The following is a 20,445-nucleotide window of genomic DNA, read 5'->3' as shown; positions in this document are numbered from 1 at the left end:
TACACGAAAATAGTCCGGGCTGGCTGGTTTTGTGTTAGGATTTCTGCGCATGGCGTAACCTCGCTAAAGTGGTTTTGGGACACCCTTTTTAGCAGGTTACGCCTTCTTTTTCAACTCCTTTCCGATTTTTCGGATAGAGTCTTAGACGTCACCCTGCCGCCGCAATTCAAGTGCAACCCCACCCGCACCGCTCACGTGCTTGCCATCGTGCGGGAAGCCCTTTCGAACACCGTGCGGCACGCGCACGCGCGCCGCGTGGAGATTGAGGCCCGTGCCATGGGCAAACACCTGGTGGTGACCATTCGCGACGACGGCCAGGGCTTCCAGCTCCACGGCATCGAGCGGGGCTACGGCCTGCGCAACATGTACGACCGCGCCCGCTTGCTGGGCGGCACCCTCACCATCGACACCGCCCCCGGTCAAGGCACGACGATCACCCTGAGCGCGCCTCTGGAGGAAATGCGATGAAAACCGTCCGCATCCTGCTGGTCGACGACCACGAAGTCGTCCGCCTGGGGTTGAAACGCCTGCTGGAAAACGTGGAGTGGATCAAAGTCATCGGCGAGGCTGGCACCGCCGCCGAAGCCCTGCAAATGGCCCCCTCTCTCCAGCCCGACATCGTCATCATGGACATCCGCCTGCCCGACGACAGCGGCCTGGTGGCCTGCCGCCGCATCACTTCGCAATGGCCGCACATCAAGGTGATCATTCTCTCGTCGTTTGGCGACGAAGAGCTCATCACCCAGGCACTGCGTGCGGGAGCCTCGGGCTACGTGCTCAAGCAAATCAGCGCCCGCGAACTGGTGCGCGCCATCGAAGCCGTGCAGGCCGGCCACGCCGCCCTCGACCCCATCGGCACCGACCGCGTCCTCAAGCGGCTCCACGAAATGGAAAAAGAACACCGGGAACTGGCCTTCAAGGGCCTCTCAGACCGGGAAATGCAAGTGCTCTGGCTGGTTGCCCAGGGCAAATCCAACGCCGATATTGCCGAAATTCTCTACCTCTCCCGCAAGACGGTAAGCCACCACGTCAGTTCCATTCTCGCCAAATTGGGGCTCAACAACCGCATCGAAGCCGCGACCTACGCCGTGCGGCACCACATCGAAGATTTTGTAGAGCCTCCCACCTTTTAGCGTGCGGAGGGCGCTTCTTCTGCCCGGCCATACCCATACCACGCCGCGCAAGCCCCCTCGGCAGAAACCATACAGGGGCCCTGCGGCGCTTCGGGGGTGCACACCCGCCCAAAGAGGGGGCATTCCGGCGGGGTAAGCACCCCTCGCAACACCTCACCACAGCGGCAGCCAGGCGGCTCGCGCGAAGGCACGTCGGGCACCCCAAACCGCGCCCAGGCATCCCACGGGCGGAAGGCTTCCCGCAAAGCCATGCCGCTGCGAGGCAACACGCCAAAGCCGCGCCACTCGGCATCGGCCACGGCAAACGTCTGCTGCATGACGGCCTGCGCAGCCACGTTGCCTTCAGGGCGCACGGCGCGCGGATAGGCGTTGACCACTTCCGCCCGCCCTTCTACCACCATCCGCGCCAGTTCCCGCACGGCCAGCAAAATATCCACCGACTCAAAACCTGCCACCGCGACCGGCAGGCCATATTCTCGCGGCAGGAAGGCCCAGGCCTCCGAGCCAATGACCGCCGAAACATGCCCCGGCCCGATGATGCCATCCAGGCGCACCTCGCCGGCTTCCAAAATGGCGCGCATGGCTGGCGGCGTGAACTTGTGCAGGGAAACCACGCTGAAATTCCGCACGCCGCGGGCCTGCGCCCACTGCACCGCCGCAGCCACGCCCGGCGCGGTGGTTTCAAAACCCACCCCCAGGAAAACAACCTCACGGTCGGGGTGCTGCTCGGCCAACGCCACCGCGTCCAGCGGCGAATAGACCACCTGCACCGACGCCCCCTCCGCGGCAGCCTGTTGCAACGAATGTGTGGTACCCGGGACCCGCAGCATATCGCCAAACGAAGCCAGCAGCACCTCCGGGCGGCTCGCCAAGGCAATCGCGCGGTCAATGTCAGCCTGCGCGGTGACGCACACCGGGCAGCCCGGCCCCGAAAGCAGCCGCACCTGCGGTGGCAACAACTGCCGAATGCCAAAGTGCATGATGGCATGGGTGTGGCTGCCGCAAAATTCCATCAGGGTGATCGGTTCGGTCAGGCGCTCGGCCAGACGGCGAATTTCACCCAGCAGCCGTTTGCCCAACGCGGGGTCGCGAAAATGCGCCAACGAAGGCCAGGTCATGGGGCATCCTCCCCCCGCACTTCGGCCAGCAAAGCCAGCGTTGCTTCGGCTTCCGCGGGGTCTACCACGGCAATGGCAAAGCCCGTATGCACCAAAACGTAATCACCCACCTGGGCCTCGGGCAACAACTGCAGGCTAATGCGACGCCTCACGCCGCCAAACGAAGCCTCAGCCGTAGCCCCATCGATCTGCAAAATCTTCGCAATCACGGCCAAACACATGGGGGCAACCCTCCTCAGGGTGTGCTCACGGCGTGAACGGCTGGCCCCATTGCTCCTGAAAGGCAATTTCGGCCAGCGGAAGGCGCGTTCGCGCGGCGGCGTCTTTGGCTGTGCCCGCCTCTTCGGGCAGATAGCCCACCGCGAGCACCAGCACGGGCGCAAACTCGTCGGGGATGGCGAAAGCGGCGCGCACAGCCTGCTTCGAGAAGCCAGCCATCGGATGCGCATGTAGCCCCAATGCCGTCGCCTGCAAAATCAACTGCGCCGTCGCCAGCCCGACGTCGTGCCAGGCATAATGCAAGAGGCCGCGCTCATCCTTTTTCCGGGCCACGGTGAGGATGAGCACGGGCGCGTGCTGCGCCCAGGCCCGATTGCCCTCGGCCAGCGCCTCCAGAAGGTGCGCGTAGGTAGCCTCGCCGCGCTGCCCCACCATGAAACGCCACGGTTGGGTGTTGAAAGACGAAGGCGCCCAGCGAGCCGCCTCCAGCAAGGCCACCAGCGCCTCTTTTTCCACAGGCCGGGTGGGGTCAAACGCACGCGGGCTGTAACGCCCTGCAATGATCGGGTGAAGTTCGGTCGTCGTCATCAAGCCTCCAGGTTTATGAGGATGTTCCCAACAGCTGGCGGGCAGCCACCCAGGCCTGCCCCAACGCCAGCCCGCCATCGGTGGGCGGCACCTGCCGGTGGAGCAGCACCTCCAGGCCCCGGGCGCGCAGCCGCGGCACCAGGGTTTCCAGCAGCACGCGGTTCACAAAGCAACCACCGCTCAGCCCCACCGTGCGCACGCCGGTTTCCCGGCTCAGCCGCACCGCCACTTCTTCCGCCGCGGCCGCCAGCCAGGCATGGAACCGGCTGGCAATGGCTTCCGCAGCCTCACCGCGGCGGATGTCGTCTACCAGAGAGGCGAGCATGGGACGCCAGTCCAGCCGCAGGGACGGGGCAAAGGGGCCTTCCTCGGTGGCCGCTTCCCACACCACGGGGTAAGGCGCGCCTTCCGGCGGCCAGGCCGCGCGCGCGGCGGCTTCCAACAGCATGGCGGCCTGCCCCTCGTAAGTGGTTTTCGTCACCAGCCCCACCAGCGCGGCGACGGCATCGAACAACCGCCCGCAACTGCTGGTCAGCGGGGCATTGAGGCCGCGGGCCGCCTGCCACTGCACCGTGCGCAGCAAAGCGGCATCCAGCACCTCGAGCGCGGGCAGGGCGGGCAACGCCTCGCCGTAGACCTCCCCCAACAACCCAATGGCTATGCGAACGGGGTGGCGGATGGCGGCTTCGTTCCCCGGCAGGCGGAAAAGCCGCAGCGAGGCCAGCCGGCGGTAGCCCGCCCCCTCGGCCAGCAACACCTCACCGCCCCACACCGTGCCGTCGGGGCCAAAGCCCGTGCCGTCGAAGGTCAGGCCCAGGGCCGGGCCAGGGTGGCGATGCTCGGCCAGCAGCGCGGCCAAATGCGCGTGGTGATGTTGCACGCCAACGCGCCGCGCCCCAGCAGCCCCTGGCACCTCGGCCAGCGCATCGGTGGCCGCCAGGGTGAAGCCGGGGTGCAGGTCGTGCGCCAGCACCGCCGGACGCGCCCCAAAAAGCGCCTTGAAACGCCGCACACTCTCGACAAAAAAGCGCCAGGTCGCGGCCTGCTGCATTTCGCCGATGTGCTGGCTGAGAAACGCCTCTTCGCCCACCAACAGGCAAAAGGTGTTTTTCATCTCGCTGCCGAGAGCCAGCACCGGTTCTGGGGCAGCCAGGCCCAGGCGCAGCGGGCGGGGGGCATAACCGCGCGAGCGGCGCAAGGGGAACGCGCCCACCGCCGACGCCATCCACACGCTATCGTCCACCCGGTTGTGGATGGGGCGATCGTGCCAGAGGAAGCCCTCAACCAGCGGGCGCAGGGCGGCACGCGCCTCGGCGTGGGTGCGCGCCATCAGCTCATCCTGGCGGTTGCCGCTGGTCATCACCAAGGGCACACCGGCATCGTGCAGCAAGAGGTGGTGCAAGGGCGTGTAGGGCAACATCACCCCCAGCGTATCGAGGCCGGGGGCCAGGTTGGGAGCCAGGTCGGTGCCTTCCCTGCGGGGCAAAAGCACAATCGGCGCCTGCGGCGAGGTCAACAGCGCCGCGGCCTGGTCGCTGACCTCGCAATAGCGGCGCACCATCGCGAGGTCGCGCATCATCACAGCAAAGGGTTTGTGGGGGCGGGTTTTGCGTTCCCGCAAGCGCGCCACCGCCTCGGCCTGGGTGGCATCGCAGGCCAGGTGGAACCCGCCCAGCCCCTTGATGGCCAGAATTGCCCCCCGGCGCAGCAAGGCCGCGGCGCGGGCGATGTCGTCGGGCTGCGCGTCGGCCACCACCCGCCGCCAACGCGCCGGCACCTCCAGGCGCACCTTCGGGCCACATTCCGGGCAGGCATTGGGCTGAGCATGGAAACGACGGTCGCCAGGGTCGTGATATTCCACCTCACAGGCCGCACACATGGGAAAGCGCGCCATGGTGGTATGCGGCCGATCGTAAGGCAGGCGGCGGATGATGGAAAACCGCGGGCCGCAGTGGGTGCAATTGATGAAAGGGTAGCGGTAGCGGCGGTCGGCGGGGTCGAAGAGTTCCCGCAGGCAATCGGGGCAGGTCGCCGCGTCAGGGGAAACCCAAGTCCGCCCTCCGGCGCTCGCGCTGGTCACAATGCGGAAGCCGCCCTGCGCCTCGGCAGGCGGCACAGTCCATCGCCGCACGGCCTGCACCTCGGCCAGCGGGGGGGCTTCCCGCTGCAGGGCGCGCACAAAAGCCTCGATGGCAGCAGGCTGGCCCTGGGCGAAAATATCGACCCCCGCGGTGCTGTTCCGCACCCAGCCTTCCAGCCCATGCTGCACCGCCAGGCGATAAACGAAAGGCCGAAAGCCCACCCCCTGCACAATGCCGTCTACGTGGATGCGTTCCGCCCGCACCCCGTCGCGCCCCACGGGTCACGCCTCCAACACGGCGTCAATTTGCCCCCGCAACCAGGCAAAAAAGGCCTCCAGCCCCTCGCCGGTCTTGGCCGACACGGGGAAGAAAGCCAAACCAGGGTTGAGCACCTCAACCCCTTTGCGGAAATAGTCCACATCAAAATCGAAATAGGGCAACAAATCAATCTTGTTGAGCAAAACCGCCTGCACCCCGCGATACATCACCGGGTATTTGTAGGGCTTGTCGTCGCCTTCGGGCACGCTGGCAATCAACACGCTGCGATGGGTGCCCAGGGCAAAATTGGCCGGGCAAATCAGGTTGCCGACATTTTCCACAATCAAGACATCGATTTCTTCCAGCGGCAGTTTGGGCAACGCGCCCTGCAACATCACTGCGTCGAGGTGGCAGGTGCCGCCGGTGTTGATCTGCACCGCGGGCACGCCTTCCTGCATCAACCGGTCGGCGTCGATGGTGGAAGCCAGGTCGCCTTCCACCGCAGCCAGGCGGTAATCGGGGCGCAGGGCCTCGACCGTGCGCAGCAGGATGCTGGTTTTCCCCGCCCCTGGCGAAGCCATGAAGTTGAGGCCAAAGGTGTGGGTGCGGTCCAACAGGTCGCGGTTGGCCTGCGCCAGCCGGTCGTTGGCGCTGAGGATGTTTTCCACCACCGGAATGGTCTTTGCCATGAAAGCCTCCTTGGAAAAGCAATGGGGGTCAAGCGACGTCCAGTGAATCGAGGCGAAACTCATCGCCCTGAATCAGGCGCACCCGGGCACTGCCGCACTGGGGGCAGGTCAGGTGCTCGCCGTCATAGGTGTATTCCCGGCCACACGCCTCACAGCGGAAGACAGCCGGCAGGCGGTGAAACCGCAGTTGCGCCCCTTCTGCCGGGGTGCCCTTGCTGAGAATATCCCAGTAAAACTGCACTGCGTCGTCCACAATGCTGGAAAGCTGCCCCACGGTGAGGTCAATGGCCGTGATGCGCTCTGCCCCGGCCTCGGCAGCGGTGCGGAGGGCAATTTCGAGCACGCTTTGGACGAAAGGGAGTTCATGCACGGGCCACCTCGGCGGGCAACTGGCGGCGCACCCACTCGGCAATGGCGTTGACGGCAGCGGGCAACGCCGCTGCAACCGCCGGGCTGAGGGAAGCCCCCAGGCGCAGGTCGGCGGCCTCGATGGCGAGCACCTCCACCACCGGCGGCAGCGGACGCCCAAGGGTGTGCGCCAGCCTCAGGGTCTCGGCCACGCCCCAGCCATGCGCCGAGGTCGCGCCCGCAACAAAGGCTTCCAAACGCGCCGCGGGCAAGTGGTGCAACATGCCCGCCGGCGCGCCGGAAACCACCGCATCCACCAGCAACGCCGCCCGCGCGCCCTCGAGCACATCGAGCAGCGCCAGGCCGGGAAGTTCCAGCAAATGTACGGCCACGGCAGGGTGGGTGGCCGTGCGGCGGTCGCTTGCCTGCCAGCGGCGCACCGCTTCCAGCCCGACGGCATCATCCCCCCGCAAGGTTTGCCCCAGGCCGCAGACCACTACCCTGTCACTCACGCTTCCGAAACCTCCATCTTAAGGAAATGGGTCGCGCAAGAAATGCAAGGGTCGTAGGCACGCACCAGGTGCTCACAGCGCAAAGTGGCCTCTTCATGGGGCAGGCTGAGCACCACCGGCGCCAACATACGCAGGTCGTCTTCCATGCGCGCCAGGTTTTGTGCCGTGGGCGGCACGATGCGGGCGTCTTCGACCAACCCGCGGGCGTCCACCCGGTAGCGGTGGTAGAGCATACCGCGGGGGGCTTCGGTGATGGCCGCGCCTTCGCCCGCGCGCGGGTGAATTTCGGCGTGGGCAGGGCCTTCCGGCTGCCAGGTGCGGGCAATTTCCAGCGCCACCGCGTAGGCGTGCACCACCTCGACGGCGCGAGCCAGCAGCGCCTTATAGGGGTTGCGCACCGGCGGGCGGAAACCGACTTCCTCAGCCACCGCCCGTGCCAGGGGGTGCAGTTGCTCGAAGTTCAGGTTGAAGCGCGCCAGCGGCCCGACCATGTAGGTTGTGCCGCGCGCCGTGCGGCTGTGCAAAGCATTGGAATGCGGCACATGCTCTTCGTGGTACCCCTGCTCGAATTGCTCCTCGGGCAGGTCGCCGCTCACCGAGGAACGCACCACACCTTCCAGGATAGCATATTCCTGAGGATGATGCAACGCCACGAACTCGTAATCGACCTCCAGGTCGGGGAAATCCAGCCCCGCCGCCCAGCGGACGGTTTCCTGTGAGGCTTCCAGCCCCCAGGTCAGTTCGGGCACCAGCGCCCGGATGGCTTCGACATCGGGCCAACGGTAAAAGCCGCCCACGGTGGGGTTGACGGGATGCACCGAGCGGCCACCCAGCAAGGCCAAAAGGGTATTCCCGATGCGCTTGAGGTGCAGGCCGCGCTGCACAATTTCGGGCGCATCCTGCGCCAGTTCCAGCGCGCTTTCATGGCCGGTGAGGTCAGGCGCTTGCAGCATGTAGATGTGCAGCACATGGCTCTCGATCCATTCGGCGCAATAGAGCAAGTGGCGCAGATCGCGTATCGCGGGCGACACCTGCACGCCAAAGGCCTTTTCCAGGGCGCGGGCGCTGCTCATCTGGTAGGCTACCGGGCAAATGCCGCAAATGCGGGCGGTAAGGTCGGGCACTTCTTCGTAACGGCGTCCGAGCAAAAAGCCTTCGAAGAAGCGCGGCGGCTCGTAGATTTCCAACCGCAAATCAACCACGTCGCCGTCTTTCACTTTGAGGTAAAGCGCGCCTTCGCCTTCTACCCGAGCCAAGGCGTCCACCTGAATGGTGCGCTCGGTCACGATGCACCTCCTTTCTGCTCAGCGATGACCCGGTCGGCAGCAACGGCAAAGGCAGGGGCGTTGCCGGTGATGTGGCGCAAAGCCCGCCCCACCTCATCGGGGGAAGCCACCCGCGCGGCCGCGGCAAGGAATGCGTCGGTGTTGGCCTGCGACCACGGCCCAAAGCAACCATAACAGCCGCGCCCGTAGGCCGGGCACAGCGCCCCGCAACCGGCACGCGTCACCGGGCCCAGGCAGAGTTTGCCTTCCGCCACCATCACACACACATTGCCGCGGCGCTTGCATTCCTGACAAACGGTGTAATCGGGCAAAACCGGTCGTTTGCCCATCAGCAGCGCAGCCAGCACCTGCACCACCTGGTCGCCGTTGACCGGGCAGCCCCAGATTTCATAATCTACTCGAATTTCATCGGCAATGGGAACGGAGCGGGCCAGATAGTCCAGATACTCGGGGTGAGGGTACACATGGGCCGCCCACACATCGGCCTCGGCAAAATTGCGCAGGGCCTGCACCCCGCCCGAACACGCGCACGTGCCCAAGGCCACCACGATGCTGGCCTGTTCGCGCACTTCATGGATGCGGCGCGCTTCTTCGGGCGTGCTGACCGAGCCTTCCACCAGGGCAATGTCGTAAGGGCCGGGCTGGGTGCGGCGGGTGGCCTCCAGGAAATACGCGATTTCCACCTGGTCAACCAGCGTGAGCAACGCCTCCTCCAGATTGAGGAGCGAAAGCTGGCAGCCATCGCAAGAAGAAAATTTGTAAACTGCAACACGGGGTTTGGCGCTCATCATAGCCCCTCCACACCGAAAAAGGGCGCGAGGGCATCGAAACGGAACACCGGCCCATCGCGGCACACGAAGTAAGGTCCTACCTGGCAGTGGCCGCACAGCCCCTGCCCGCACTTCATGTTGCGCTCCAACGAGAGGTAGATGTGTTCGTAAGGAATGCGGCGCGCCATGGCTTCATAGACCACAAAGTGCATCATGATTTCCGGGCCGCACGAAAAGACCACCGTACGCTCGGGGTGGGGGCGCAAGCGGTAGAACAAAATCGGCACCACGCCCACCGTGCCCTGCCAATTCGCATCGGCGCGGTCCACCGTCAGCAGCACCCGGATGTCGTGGGCTTCCCACGTCTCGTATTCGTCGGCGTAGAGCAGGTCGGCAGGTGTGCGCGCGCCGTAAAGCAGGGTGACGTCGCCAAAATCGGCGCGCTGGTTGATGATCTCGTAAATCACCGGCCGCAGGGGTGCCAGGCCGATGCCGCCCGTGACCAAAATCAGGTCGCGGCAACTACAACCTTCCACCGGCCAGGCCGAGCCAAACGGCCCCCGCAGCCCCACCCGTGCGCCGGGTTTCAGGCGGGTCAGCGCCCGGCTGACGTTCCCCACTGCCCGCACGGTGTGCTGTAGTGTGTCGTGCTCGGCAGGGTCGGAACTGATGGAAATGGCTGCCTCGCCCAAACCGGGCAGCGAGAGCATGTTGAACTGCCCCGGCTTGAAGCGGTAACGTCGGCGGGCGTCTTCGTCTTCCAGGCGCAGGGTCAGGGTGGTGACGTTGGACGTTTCCTGCCGCACAGCCACCACTTCTGCCCAGAAAGGCATCAGCAAGGTATCGGCGCTGGCCGAGGCCAGCGTTGCCGTCGGGTTCAGGTTCATGGCTCACCTCCGGCAGGCTGGGGGGTGTTGCGGACGGCCGCGAGGGTTTCGGTGATGTCAATGCCCGCCGGGCACCAGGTGATGCAGCGGCCACAGCCCACGCACCCCAAAGTGCCAAATTGTCGCACCCACGAAGCAAATTTGTGGGTGACCCATTGGCGGTAACGGGCCCGCACCGTGGGGCGGGCGTTCCCCCCGGCCAGGTAGGAAAGTTGCGGCGAGAAGCAGGAATCCCACACACGGAAGCGGGTGACGGTTTCGCCATCGAGGGCAATTTCGTCTTGTACATCCCAGCAGAAGCACGTCGGGCAGACCTGGGTGCAGTTGGCGCAACTCAGGCACCGGGAAGCCACTTCATCCCAGGCCGGGTGGTTGAGGTTGCTCAGCAAAGTTTCAGGCAGGCTATCGGCATCGGGCAGATGCCTCCCCATGGCCTGGCGAGCGTGATCCAGCCCCCGTTGCGCCTGGCTCAGCCAAAAAGCGCTGGCTGGCTCCCAGGGCAACGGTTGCAGCACCTCTCGGCCGGCTTCCGAACCCACTGCCACGAGGAAAACGTCGTCGAGTTCGGTAAGCAGCAGGTCGTAGCCCGAAGAGGCTTCCGGCCCCGTACCGAGAGAAGCGCAAAAACAGGTGTCGCCGGGATGCAAGCAATTGACGGCCACGATGAACAGCCGTTCACGCACCGCGTGGTAGTGGGGGTCGGTGAAATCTTCCCGCAAGAAGACGGCGTCTTGCACGGCCATCGCGGCAAGTTCGCAGGGGCGCACGCCAATCAGGGCATAACGGGGCACCTCGGCAGAGGGGACAACGGTCTCCCAATGACCCTTGTCCCGCTGAAAGTGGAACAATTCCCGTCGAGGTGGGAAGAGGTAACGCTTCCAACTGTCGGCGCCGGGCGTGGCGGCAAAGTAGAGCGGACGGTCCGTTTGTTCCACCCGATAGCGCCCCGCTTCCTGATGCACCACCACGCCGCGCGGCAGGTCTTTCAACCCCTCAATGGGGCCGTAAGACACCACCCCATCGCGCAAGCGCGGCCCATGCGTCTGATAGCCTCGCTGCCGCAGGGCTGCCAGCAAATCATCCAGGCGTGGCTTGGGCAACGCGACCACCACGTCGGCGGTTAAGGTGCGCTCATTCATGGCAACCCTCCTCCGCCGGATGGGCGTAAATATCCAGCAACTGCAAACGGGTAATCAAAAGGCGCTGGGCCACCACGTTCGCCAGGCGGCGCATGACGAGATAACCGAGGGTCGAGTCTTCCTCGCATAAGCGCAATAATGCCGGGGCATCCAGGGCAACCAGGCGGCTGGAAAGCACCGCCACCGCTGTGGCAGTACGCCGCCGGGCAGCCGGTATCACACTCGACCACCCCAGCACCTCTTCCGGCTCTACGGTCATCAGGCGCACATTGCCCCGCCCAGGGACATGAATTTCCAGCCCTATGCGGCCTTCGAGCACCACGTACAGGAAATCTTGCGGTTCGCCTTCCCGAAACAGCACTTCACCTGCCTTGACCTGCCGCAAACACGCAATTTGCGCCAGGGCGGTGAAGTGCTCCTGCTTCAGGCGGCTAAACCAGGGCAAATGCCAAAGCGCCCGCAGGGTTTCATCATCCAACTCACAGTTCATCGCCCTTCCTCCTGATTCGAAGCGAAAGACCGGGCATCTACTCCTATCATACAAGATTATCGCACGTAAGGCAAGTGACAATCTTCACAATTCGGGTGCTCCCCACAGCACACACACTCCCCACAAAAACGAGCCAGGGCTGACCTTGTCACAAGGCCAGCCCTGGCAACGCTGCGCAGCGTTCCTGGCAATCAGCAGGCGCCCCAAAGCGGGTCGCCAACCCAGATTATTTCTTATTGGCTAACCATTCGACCAGTTGAAGCGCCTGGGCTTGCGAGAGTTTGTCCTGGAAAGCCGGCATCGCGCCCTTGCCCTGCATAATGATTTGCACGTAGGCGTCTTGCTTGGTCTGGGCTTCATTCAAGGCTGGCCCAATACCACCTTCGGCCTGGTCGCCGTGGCAAACCGCGCAGGCCGAAGCATAAAACGCCGCGGCATCAAACGCCGTGGGCGTCGGGGTCGGCGTGGGCGGGACAATGTTCTGAGCCCCTCGCCCGGTGCGAATGACCTGCACATCGAGCCCCAAAGCCGCAAAATTCTGGGCCACGGAATGGGTTTCGTCGAGCACCTTGGAATTATAAACACCCATTTCTGCCTTTGCGGGCAGATGGGCCCGCAACTCAAAATCGGGGTGGGGCTGGGCATCCACATACACGGCTATGGCTACCGCCTCCTGGTCCGTCAGCGAAGCGCCCTGAGGCGGCATGTTGTATTGAAGCCAGGTTGCCATTTTGACCGGGTGAGCCAGCCCTGCGCCGGTATTGAAAGCCCGATCCCCCCACAATGGCGGGTACACCATTTGGTCGCCCTGCATTTCGCCATGCCCATCCTCTCCGTGGCAGGCAGCACATTTTTGGGCATAGAGCTTCTGGCCGTCGAGGTACACCAAATGGGTCGCACTCTTCGCCAGGGGCACCAGTTTCTTGTTCACCCATTGCGTGGTGTAAAAAGGGTTGATGGGTTTATCGGCGTTCATGGCAATAGGCAAACCGCTGGAAAGCCACGTGATGTAAGCCGTGATTGCCAGCGATGCCTGGGAATCCACGGGCGGACGGATGCCATTCATGCTGCGCATGAAGCAATTGGCAATCCGGTCTTGCAGCGTTTGCACCGTCTGCTCACGGGCTGAGTAGGCCGGAAAGGCCGCGGCGCTGCCAATAAAAGTGCCCAGCGTTTTCGCCTTGCCGCCATCCAAATGGCAACTGGTGCAATCCAGGTCGTTCCCCACCAGATCTTTCGTCAGGGGATGAGTATGGGTATGGTTGACGAGGTCTTCCCCCAATTTCACCAGCGCACCCAGTTCGCCTTTGGGGTAATCTGTCGGGGGGCCGGGAATGCGCGGTTGCCCATCCACCAGGGCGTAAACGTCGGCAGCCACGGGCTTTCCTGCAGGAATGGCGGAGGGCGAGGCCTGCACCGCGCCCGGGGACGTGGGCGTCAGAGGCGTTGGGGTGGGCTGCGAGGCACACGCAGCAAGCAGCGCCCCAGCAAGCATCAAGGCCATCAACAGCATCGCTTTTTTCATAGATTCTGCTCCTGAAGAAAGGAAAAGACAAGGCGCTTTTCGTGCCACCTCCATTGTAGCGAACTACCAACCGCGCGAATACGGGCAAGCGCCCTAAAAAAGCAGCGTCCATCCTCACAAAAACCCCCCAGAAACCTCAAAAGGCCGCCCCGGGCGGGGGCGGCCTGCTTGAATCCAAAGGGTGCCGGTTCTATTTCAACGCTTCAACCAAATTCATCATGAACTCAGCCTCATCGGCCGAAACGGCCTCCCAGGCAGGGAAGCCCAGATTTTCCAGCACGTCTTTGCCTTTGGCCTCTGTGTGCATGTTCACCAGCGCCGAGCGAACGGCTTCATGCTTATCGGCCAGCCGAGGCCCTACCAGGAAAGCATGGTAAAGGTCGCCGATCTGGCTATCGACCAGCACTTTCAACTGCCTGCGGGTGGTCGCGGTCAGTTTTTCCAGCGCCTCTTTGAGCAGAAAGGCCATATCGGCTTCGCCCTGGAGCAGTAACTTTACGGCCACCGGATAGCTCTCGACCTGGCGCACTTCCAGGTTCGAGGCGTCCAGTTCAGCCGGTTCCAACATCATCATGCCCAGCAAATTGACGGCCGGGTCGTTGGTCACTGCCAGGCGCAGGCCAGGCTCGAGGTCATCCACGGTATCATACGGCGCATCGGCAGCCGCGACCACGACGGCCTCGTCCATCTTCCCCTGCGGACGGGCAAGGGCGGTGAAGCCTTTTTCCCGAATCAGCATGGCGGCATCATAAGGGTTGGCGTAGATCAGGTCCACCTTCCCTTGCCCAATGGCTTCCCGCTGCGCCTCAAACGAAGGGTAGAGTTCGAGATGAATGGGTAAGTCCAACGCCTTCTGCAACCAGGTGTTGAAGATGTACCACCCGGCAATGCGGTTGGGAGGGAAATCAGGGCTGACGGTCAACTGAAAAGTCATGCGCCTTCCTCCTCCGCCCGAATGCGGGCGTATTCCCGCAGCGCCTCTTCCATTTTGCGGCGCGAGGGCTTGCGCCGCACCGACGTATAGCCCACGATTTTGCCATCTTTGAAATTGGGCATCACCGTGGCATACACGAGATAGTAACCACCATCCTTGCGAAGGTTTTTGACGTAGCCGCGCCAGGTCTTCCCTGCCTGGATGGTCTCCCACATATCGCGGAAAGCGGCCCTGGGCATATCGGGGTGGCGCAAAATGTAGTGCGGCTGGCCGATGAGTTCTTCACGGCTATAACCCGACATATCCACAAAAGCCTGATTGGCATGGACGATAATCCCCTGCAAATCGGTAGTCGAAACGATCAATTTGCCATCGGGATAAGGGGCTTCGATGTCCGTCACCAGGACCTTGCGGCTGGTGCCGTCGTAGTAAGTCAGGGTGTATTCCTGGTATTCCCCCACAATGTCTTCCGGACGCATATCTTCCATAATGGCTTGGCTCCTTCCAAAAAATAGCCGCCTGTGAGGCGGCAAGGCGTGCTTGTGCGAAGATTATACCAGAAAGCGATAAGGGTGGTAACAATTTAGAGAAAGCATCTCCCTTATGTTCGCGCTGTGCCTCATCAGGCTCTCGTCTTTCCCTGCAGCCTCTGCTATACTAAAGCACCGCCCCTGCGGCCGGATGAGTTAACCACCAATCCAGCAACCGCACCACAAACCAGGCCTTTCAGCGCCTTCACGCCGGGCATTTCACAATCCAGAGACGCGTTTCCCGAAAGCGCGCCCATATCTCCCCAAACTCCCCCCATGCCTCACTTCCCCCCACGCCCTGTGCGCCATCTGATGGCCTTCCTCGCCCTGGCCCTGCTGGGGCTGGGGGCGCTCTGGCTGGGCCTGACGCTTGCCACCCTGCCCGACCCCACGCGCGCGCTTGCTGCCGCGCCCACCGTACCCAGCATCCGCATCACCGATCGCAAAGGCCGCCTGCTCTACGAAGCGCTGCCTGCCGAAGCGCGTTACACTCCCCTACCAGCGAGCAGCATCCCCCAATGTCTCAAAGACGCCACCCTGGCGGTGGAAGACCCCACCTTTTACACCAACCCCGGCCTCGATTTCCGCGGCCTGGCGCGCGCCCTGTGGCAAAACCTGCGCGCCGGCCGCGTGGTTTCCGGCGGCAGCACCATCACCCAGCAAGTGGCCCGCAACCTCTTGCTTTCCCCCCAGGAACGCCGCCAACGCACGCTACGCCGCAAACTGCGCGAAACCTGGCTCGCCTGGGAACTCACCCACCGCCTCACCAAGGACCAAATCCTCGCCCTTTACCTCAACACCACCTACTACGGGGGCTTTGCTTATGGGGCGGAAGCCGCAGCACAGACCTACTTCGGCAAGCCCGCCGCCCAGCTCACCCTGCCGGAATGCGCGCTGCTGGCGGGGCTTCCCCAGGCGCCAGCGGTTTATGACCCCTTCACCCACCCGGAAGCCGCCCGCGCCCGGCAGCACACCGTGCTGGATCTGATGGTGCGCCACGGCTTCCTGACGCCGGAAGCGCGCCGCCGCGCCCTCGCCGTCCCGCTGACCTACAACCCCATCCCCTACCCCATGCGCGCGCCTCACTTCGTCTGGATGGTGCTGCAACGCATCCAGACGCTGCAGGCGCAAGGCCGCCTGCCCACCAACGTGCCCCTCGAAGTGCGCACCACCTTAGACCTGGACATTCAAACCCTGGCCGAAGAAGCCGTAGCACGGCAGTTGGACACCCTGCAGCGCGACCGAGACCGCCACGTGAACGACGCGGCGGTGGTGGTCTTGGATGCCCAAACGGGAGCGCTGCGCGCGCTGGTCGGCAGTGCAGGCTACGGCCAACGCGCTGCCGAAGGCGCCATCAACATGGCGACCACACCGCGCCCCACTGGCTCGGCTTTCAAGCCCATCATTTACGCCGCTGCCCTCCAACCTCACCAGCCTTTCCCCTGGACCGAAGCCACCGTGCTCTGGGACGTCCCCACCACCTTCCACACCGCCGACGGCACGCCCTACACCCCCGAAAACTACGACCGCCGTTACCACGGCCCCGTCACCGTGCGGCAGGCGTTGGCCTCTTCGCTCAACATCCCCGCAGTGCTCACCTTGCAACACGTGGGCATCGCCAAAGCGTTGGAAGTCGCGCGCGCCCTCGGCATCACCTCGCTGGAAGACGCCGAGCACTATGACCTTTCCCTCGCGCTGGGCGGCGGCGAAGTCTCGCTGCTGGAACTCACCAATGCCTACATCGCCTTCGCCACCGATGGCTATTTCCGCCCATATCAATGGCTATACGAAGTGCGCGCCCCCCAGGGAAGCATCCTCTATCGCCCATCGCCCCCCCACGCCACACCGGTCTGGGACCCGCGGGTCGCGTGGTTGATCTCCGACATCCTCTCCGACGACACCGCCCGCACCCTGGGCTTCCCACGCCACACCTCGCTGGAAGTCGGCTTCCCCGCGGCGGTGAAAACCGGCACCTCCTCCGGCTTTCACGACAACTGGACAGTGGGCTACACCCCTCGCTGGGTGGTGGGCGTATGGGTCGGTAATGCCGATTTCCAGGCCATGCGCCAGGTGGACGGGCTGACCGGCGCGGCCCCCATCTGGCACCAGGTTATCCGCACGCTGGAAGCCGACCAACCACCGAAAGCCTTCTCGCGCCCCGCAGGGCTGGTGCAGGTGCGTGTGTGCACCCTTTCGGGATTGTTGCCCACGCCGGCGTGCCCCGAAACCCATCTTGCCTGGTTCCTGGAAGGCACCGCCCCCACCCGGCCCGACGACGTCTACCGCCGGGTGACCGTGAGCACCCCTGACGGCCCACAAACCATCACCGCGCTCAACCTGCCGCCCCGCGCCTGGAATTGGGCACGCGCTCACGGCTGGCCGCTGGTGCAAGACCTCCCCGCCCTTTCCCCCACCACCGAGGGCGAACCAAACGCCGCCGTGCGGCTGCTCTCGCCCGCCAACGGCAGCGCGTACCGTCTCGCGCCCGACCTCTCCAGCGAAGCGCAGGAAATCCAGGTCGTGGCCGAAACCGCCTGGGCCGGGGCGCGGTTGCGCCTCTGGGCCGACGATGCGCTGCTGGCAACCTGCCCTGCCCCGAAGTGTGAAGCGTGGTGGCCGTTGCAACCGGGGGAACACCACTTCTGGGCAGAAGTCCTCCCTGCCGACAGCGGACCGCCGCAGCGCAGCCCCACCAGCACCATTACCGTCACGCCCTGAAGCCCCCCTTCTCCCCTCGCAAACCCTTCTCGCAAAAACAGCGGCGGCCCTTGGCCTGCTGCCGTTCCGTGGTATCATTGGGGGCGCAAAATAGATAATTATCTAACAACTACCGAGGTAACATGACCAGCGTTGCTTCCACCTGGGGGCGCGCTTTCAGCGCCCTCCGCCACCGCAACTTCCGCCTCTTCTTCTTCGGCCAACTGGTTTCCCTCATCGGCTCGTGGATGCAATCCACCGCCCTCCAGTGGCTGGTCTATAACCTCACCGGCTCTCAGACCAGCCTCGGCCTGGTCACTTTTGCCAACTTCCTGCCCGTATTGCTCTTTTCGCTATTCATGGGGGTACTCATCGACCGTTTCCCCCGCCGACGGCTGTTGCTTTTCACCCAAACCTGGTTCATGGTATTGGCGGTGGTGCTGGCCGTGCTCACCTGGGCGGGCGTCATTCAATTCTGGCACATTCTGGTGCTCTCTTTGTTGCTGGGGCTGGGGAACGCCCTCGACATGCCCGGTCGGCAGGCCTTCGTGGTCGAAATGGTAGACGACGACAAAGACGACCTGCTCAACGCCATCAGCCTGAACTCGACCCTGTTCAACCTGGCACGCATCATCGGGCCGGGCATCGGCGGCATGGTCGTCGCTGCGCTAGGCGAAGCGCCTGCCTTCGCCATCAACGCCATCACTTTCCTCGCCATCATCGTTTCGCTGCTGCTCATGCGCCTGCCCCCGCCAGTGCTGGAAGCCCGCGCCGAAAACCCTCTCGGCAACCTCAAACAGGGCCTGGGCTATCTGTTAGGGGAACGCACCATCTTGGGGCTGGTGACCATGGTCGCACTTTTCAGCATGGCCGGCTTTGGAGCACTCACCTTGTTGCCGGTGTTCGCCAAAGACATCTTGCACACGGGGGCAACGGGCTTCGGCAACCTGATGGCCGCGCAAGGCGTCGGCGCGCTCGCCGGGGCGCTCAGCCTCATTTTCCTGGGGGAACGCTGGCACAAAGGGCGCGCCTTGCTGGCCAGCCGCGTCTTCATTGGCCCCGCGCTGATGGGGCTGGCCCTTAGCCGCAACCCTCTCTTGAGCATGGCACTGATGGTGGTGCTGGGCTACACCTTCACCACCCAGTTGGTGCTCACCAACACCCTCATCCAGATGCTGGTGCCCGACGCGCTGCGCGGGCGGGTGATGAGCGCCTACACCTGGGCGCTGGGGGGCTTTTATCCCGTGGGGGCGCTGGCCATCGGCGCGCTGGGCGACCATATCGGCGCGCCTGCGGCCGCCTTCCTGGCCGGGGCTGTGTGCGCAGGCTTGATTGCGCTCAACATGGTGGCCTTCCCCCGGATGCAACGCCTGCGCTGAGCACTGACGAAGCGCCTGCGCCCAGCCGAAACGTGCCACTCAAGGCTGCACACCCAGGCAGGTTTCCGAGCCCGGCGGCGCCAGCAACAGTCCGCTCTTCTCGCGTTTTATCAGCCGGAAGGCGTCTTCCAAAGCACGGTTTTCCGGCGCCTTCAAGGTCACATACACCACGGCGGCACAGCGGCCTTCCAGCCTCTCAGCCACCGCGCGGCCCCAGGTTTCCATATCGGGGTAAGGCAACACCCGCGCCTCTTTGGTCGAAGAGTCCACCACCACAAGCCGGCCCCCTTTCGCGGCCGGCACCACCAGCGGCTGCGCGGGGCGGCGGGTGTAGTAAATGGTGGCTTCCAACTCATTGGTCAGCAGCAAAGCATCGGGGGGCAATGCGCGAGCGTCTTTCCAAATTCGGGCCTGCTGCCAGCGGAAAGACCGCAACGCTACGCCGCCCCAGCGCGCATCGAAAAAGGCGTGATGGTCGGCCACAAGGGTCGCCAGCAGGAAAACCGCCCACAGCGCCGTGGCCGCGGCCGCGGCGCGCGGGCGGGAACGCAACACGCCCCACAGCGCCGCGCCGACCACCAGGGAAGCCGGGGGCAACAAAGGCGCCAGCAAGCGCCAATCCATCGGGGTGGCCGCATCGGCAAGGGTAATTGCAGCAACCAGAGCGACGAAATACACTCCAATGAAAGCACCCCACTGTACCAAAAGGGCCTGAAAACGCTCACGGGGGGCGCTTTCCCGCAGCCAGCCCCAGCGCCAGCCCAGGGCCACCGCCGCCAGCGCCCCGAGCAGCACCAGCGCGCCCCAGCCCCAAGGCGTGGCCTTGGGGAAAACAAAAGCCCCGCCAAGCCAATCGGCTAAAGTTTGCAGGGCAGCGCGCCACTTGGCCGCCCCCGGGGGATGCCAGAGAATGCGGCGGTTGGTGGCCGCACCGGCCCACAGGTGGTTGACACCCATCAGCAGCAACGGCGGCAGCACCCCGCCCACCAGCGCCCACGCGGCCTCCCCCCAAGCCACAACCTTCCGCCGCCACCATGCCCACAGCATCACCAGCCCTACCCAAGCCAGGGCAACCAGGCCAATCCAGCGAATGTACACCAGCCAACCCGCCGCCAGCCCCACCAGCAACGCTCGTCGCCGGGAAGGGGCTTCCAGCCAACGCGCTAAGGCCCACCCCACAAAGAACAACCAGGCCATAAAAAGCGTTTCGGAAAGCACCCACGCATAAATCCGCAGCGTGCCAAAAGCCACCGCCAGCCAGGCCGCCAGCCCCACCACCGGCCATGCATGGTGTGTCACGCGATACATCGCCCAACCCGCGAAGCCGATCAGGGCCGCAAAACTGACCATGCTCACCACCAGCGCAGCGTTCTCAGGCGTCAGGCCCAGCGCGCTCAGCCCGGCAAGGGTCAACGGGTAGCCGGGAGGAAAATGTGTCATGGGTTTAATGCCGCCATCGGGGAGGGGATAGCCATACCCCTTCCAGGCCAGCAGGCTGCGGGTCAAAATCAAATAGGCCAACCCATCGGAATTTGCTCCCAAACCCCAAAACGCGGAAACCCAGCGCACAATGGCTGCCGCCAACGCCGCACTGCCCCCCACACCCACCGCAGCAAGCCAGGGGCTTTCCCACCCTTTCCAGGTCACAAGTCGCTTCAGCATGGTACGGCCTCCTTGGTCACACGCCGTGGCCGATGCACACCACATCGCGCAACGCCTCAATGAGGGAGCACTCAAATGTTGTAGAAAAGGAGTCCTCTGGTATAACAGAGATAAACGCATCATCTATCTCTCACCAAAGGACTCCCAAATGAAGTCTACCACAGAACGCATCACCCAAATCAAAGACCTCATCGTTGCTG

The 20,445-nt window shown here is 64.1% G+C and carries 19 protein-coding genes and 1 pseudogene; 4 read left to right on the top strand and 16 right to left on the bottom strand.

All coding sequences use genetic code 11. The annotated features are described in order from the left end of the window. Positions 1–468 (top strand): hypothetical protein (locus ENJ54_04645; protein HFC09133.1); only part of this gene is annotated, 468 nt, incomplete at its 5' end. Then, positions 465–1,133, top strand: coding sequence for a response regulator transcription factor (locus ENJ54_04640; protein HFC09132.1), 669 nt, complete (start codon positions 465–467; stop codon positions 1,131–1,133). The genes ENJ54_04645 and ENJ54_04640, both read left to right, overlap by 4 nt. Here ENJ54_04640 and hypD read toward each other — a convergent pair. The 15 genes and pseudogenes from hypD to ENJ54_04565 form a co-directional block, all read right to left on the bottom strand. Beyond that, a complete protein-coding gene (hypD, locus tag ENJ54_04635; protein HFC09131.1) occupies positions 1,130–2,251 on the bottom strand; it encodes a hydrogenase formation protein HypD in 1,122 nt (373 codons plus the stop codon). The two genes, ENJ54_04640 and hypD, sit on opposite strands and share 4 nt — an antisense overlap. After that, positions 2,248–2,472, bottom strand: a complete 225-nt coding sequence (locus ENJ54_04630) for a HypC/HybG/HupF family hydrogenase formation chaperone (protein ID HFC09130.1) — start codon at positions 2,470–2,472, stop codon at positions 2,248–2,250. The genes hypD and ENJ54_04630 overlap by 4 nt, the downstream gene beginning before the upstream one ends. A gap of 25 nt (positions 2,473–2,497) precedes the next feature. Further along, complete coding sequence (locus ENJ54_04625; GenBank protein ID HFC09129.1) at positions 2,498–3,058, bottom strand: hypothetical protein; 561 nt, start codon at positions 3,056–3,058, stop codon at positions 2,498–2,500. A 13-nt stretch (positions 3,059–3,071) separates the two neighbouring features. Then, entirely contained in the window at positions 3,072–5,417 is a 2,346-nt protein-coding gene (gene hypF / locus ENJ54_04620) for a carbamoyltransferase HypF (GenBank protein HFC09128.1), read from the bottom strand. A gap of 3 nt (positions 5,418–5,420) precedes the next feature. Further along, complete coding sequence (gene hypB, locus ENJ54_04615) at positions 5,421–6,086, bottom strand: hydrogenase accessory protein HypB (protein HFC09127.1); 666 nt, start codon at positions 6,084–6,086, stop codon at positions 5,421–5,423. A gap of 28 nt (positions 6,087–6,114) precedes the next feature. After that, complete coding sequence (gene hypA / locus ENJ54_04610; GenBank protein HFC09126.1) at positions 6,115–6,531, bottom strand: hydrogenase maturation nickel metallochaperone HypA; 417 nt, start codon at positions 6,529–6,531, stop codon at positions 6,115–6,117. Then, positions 6,449–6,946 (bottom strand): hydrogenase maturation protease, encoded by a 498-nt coding sequence (locus ENJ54_04605; protein HFC09125.1) that lies wholly within the window; start codon positions 6,944–6,946, stop codon positions 6,449–6,451. The genes hypA and ENJ54_04605 overlap by 83 nt, the downstream gene beginning before the upstream one ends. Continuing rightward, positions 6,943–8,232, bottom strand: coding sequence for a Ni/Fe hydrogenase subunit alpha (locus ENJ54_04600; GenBank protein ID HFC09124.1), 1,290 nt, complete (start codon positions 8,230–8,232; stop codon positions 6,943–6,945). The genes ENJ54_04605 and ENJ54_04600 overlap by 4 nt, the downstream gene beginning before the upstream one ends. Beyond that, the gene (locus ENJ54_04595; protein ID HFC09123.1) at positions 8,229–9,020 is read right to left on the bottom strand and encodes an oxidoreductase; all 792 of its coding nucleotides are present in this window, start codon (positions 9,018–9,020) and stop codon (positions 8,229–8,231) included. The genes ENJ54_04600 and ENJ54_04595 overlap by 4 nt, the downstream gene beginning before the upstream one ends. Next, positions 9,020–9,889, bottom strand: coding sequence for a Ni/Fe hydrogenase subunit gamma (locus tag ENJ54_04590; protein HFC09122.1), 870 nt, complete (start codon positions 9,887–9,889; stop codon positions 9,020–9,022). The genes ENJ54_04595 and ENJ54_04590 overlap by 1 nt, the downstream gene beginning before the upstream one ends. Next, positions 9,886–11,028: a sulfite reductase subunit A gene (locus ENJ54_04585; GenBank protein HFC09121.1), complete on the bottom strand. Its 1,143-nt coding sequence runs from the start codon at positions 11,026–11,028 to the stop codon at positions 9,886–9,888. The genes ENJ54_04590 and ENJ54_04585 overlap by 4 nt, the downstream gene beginning before the upstream one ends. After that, positions 11,021–11,518, bottom strand: coding sequence for a Crp/Fnr family transcriptional regulator (locus ENJ54_04580; protein HFC09120.1), 498 nt, complete (start codon positions 11,516–11,518; stop codon positions 11,021–11,023). The genes ENJ54_04585 and ENJ54_04580 overlap by 8 nt, the downstream gene beginning before the upstream one ends. A 622-nt stretch (positions 11,519–12,140) precedes the next feature. Continuing rightward, positions 12,141–13,043, bottom strand: a pseudogene (locus tag ENJ54_04575) (c-type cytochrome). 190 nt (positions 13,044–13,233) lie between these two features. Then, a complete protein-coding gene (locus tag ENJ54_04570; GenBank protein HFC09119.1) occupies positions 13,234–13,977 on the bottom strand; it encodes a phosphate/phosphite/phosphonate ABC transporter substrate-binding protein in 744 nt (247 codons plus the stop codon). Then, positions 13,974–14,468, bottom strand: a complete 495-nt coding sequence (locus tag ENJ54_04565) for a PAS domain S-box protein (GenBank protein HFC09118.1) — start codon at positions 14,466–14,468, stop codon at positions 13,974–13,976. Before ENJ54_04565 ends, ENJ54_04570 begins: the two co-directional genes overlap by 4 nt. Positions 14,469–14,783: 315 nt before the next feature. On the opposite strand from ENJ54_04565, the gene pbpC reads away from it, so the two are divergent. Beyond that, a complete protein-coding gene (pbpC, locus tag ENJ54_04560) occupies positions 14,784–17,225 on the top strand; it encodes a penicillin-binding protein 1C (GenBank protein HFC09117.1) in 2,442 nt (813 codons plus the stop codon). 122 nt (positions 17,226–17,347) lie between these two features. Then, the gene (locus ENJ54_04555; GenBank protein HFC09116.1) at positions 17,348–18,583 is read left to right on the top strand and encodes an MFS transporter; all 1,236 of its coding nucleotides are present in this window, start codon (positions 17,348–17,350) and stop codon (positions 18,581–18,583) included. Positions 18,584–18,622: 39 nt separating this feature from the next. Here the strand turns inward: ENJ54_04555 and ENJ54_04550 are convergent, their stop codons facing one another. Next, positions 18,623–20,245: a hypothetical protein gene (locus tag ENJ54_04550; GenBank protein HFC09115.1), complete on the bottom strand. Its 1,623-nt coding sequence runs from the start codon at positions 20,243–20,245 to the stop codon at positions 18,623–18,625. Positions 20,246–20,445: the final 200 nt, after the last annotated feature.

This window comes from Chloroflexota bacterium (assembly GCA_011322445.1).
GTDB lineage: Bacteria > Chloroflexota > Anaerolineae > Anaerolineales > DRMV01 > DRMV01.
The sequence above is the reverse complement of the archived record's forward strand: the minus strand, read 5'-3'. Positions and strand labels throughout refer to the sequence as shown.

Excerpts from the sequence above, each read along its gene's own strand:
- ENJ54_04640 (HFC09132.1), top strand. The coding sequence starts at position 465 with ATGAAAACCGTCCGCATCCTGCTGGTCGACGACCACGAAGTCGTCCGC.
- hypD (HFC09131.1), bottom strand. The coding sequence starts at position 2,251 with ATGACCTGGCCTTCGTTGGCGCATTTTCGCGACCCCGCGTTGGGCAAA.
- ENJ54_04630 (HFC09130.1), bottom strand. The coding sequence starts at position 2,472 with ATGTGTTTGGCCGTGATTGCGAAGATTTTGCAGATCGATGGGGCTACG.
- ENJ54_04625 (HFC09129.1), bottom strand. The coding sequence starts at position 3,058 with ATGACGACGACCGAACTTCACCCGATCATTGCAGGGCGTTACAGCCCG.
- hypB (HFC09127.1), bottom strand. The coding sequence starts at position 6,086 with ATGGCAAAGACCATTCCGGTGGTGGAAAACATCCTCAGCGCCAACGAC.
- ENJ54_04595 (HFC09123.1), bottom strand. The coding sequence starts at position 9,020 with ATGAGCGCCAAACCCCGTGTTGCAGTTTACAAATTTTCTTCTTGCGAT.
- ENJ54_04590 (HFC09122.1), bottom strand. The coding sequence starts at position 9,889 with ATGAACCTGAACCCGACGGCAACGCTGGCCTCGGCCAGCGCCGATACC.
- ENJ54_04585 (HFC09121.1), bottom strand. The coding sequence starts at position 11,028 with ATGAATGAGCGCACCTTAACCGCCGACGTGGTGGTCGCGTTGCCCAAG.
- ENJ54_04580 (HFC09120.1), bottom strand. The coding sequence starts at position 11,518 with ATGAACTGTGAGTTGGATGATGAAACCCTGCGGGCGCTTTGGCATTTG.
- ENJ54_04570 (HFC09119.1), bottom strand. The coding sequence starts at position 13,977 with ATGACTTTTCAGTTGACCGTCAGCCCTGATTTCCCTCCCAACCGCATT.
- pbpC (HFC09117.1), top strand. The coding sequence starts at position 14,784 with ATGCCTCACTTCCCCCCACGCCCTGTGCGCCATCTGATGGCCTTCCTC.
- ENJ54_04555 (HFC09116.1), top strand. The coding sequence starts at position 17,348 with ATGACCAGCGTTGCTTCCACCTGGGGGCGCGCTTTCAGCGCCCTCCGC.
- ENJ54_04550 (HFC09115.1), bottom strand. The coding sequence starts at position 20,245 with ATGCTGAAGCGACTTGTGACCTGGAAAGGGTGGGAAAGCCCCTGGCTT.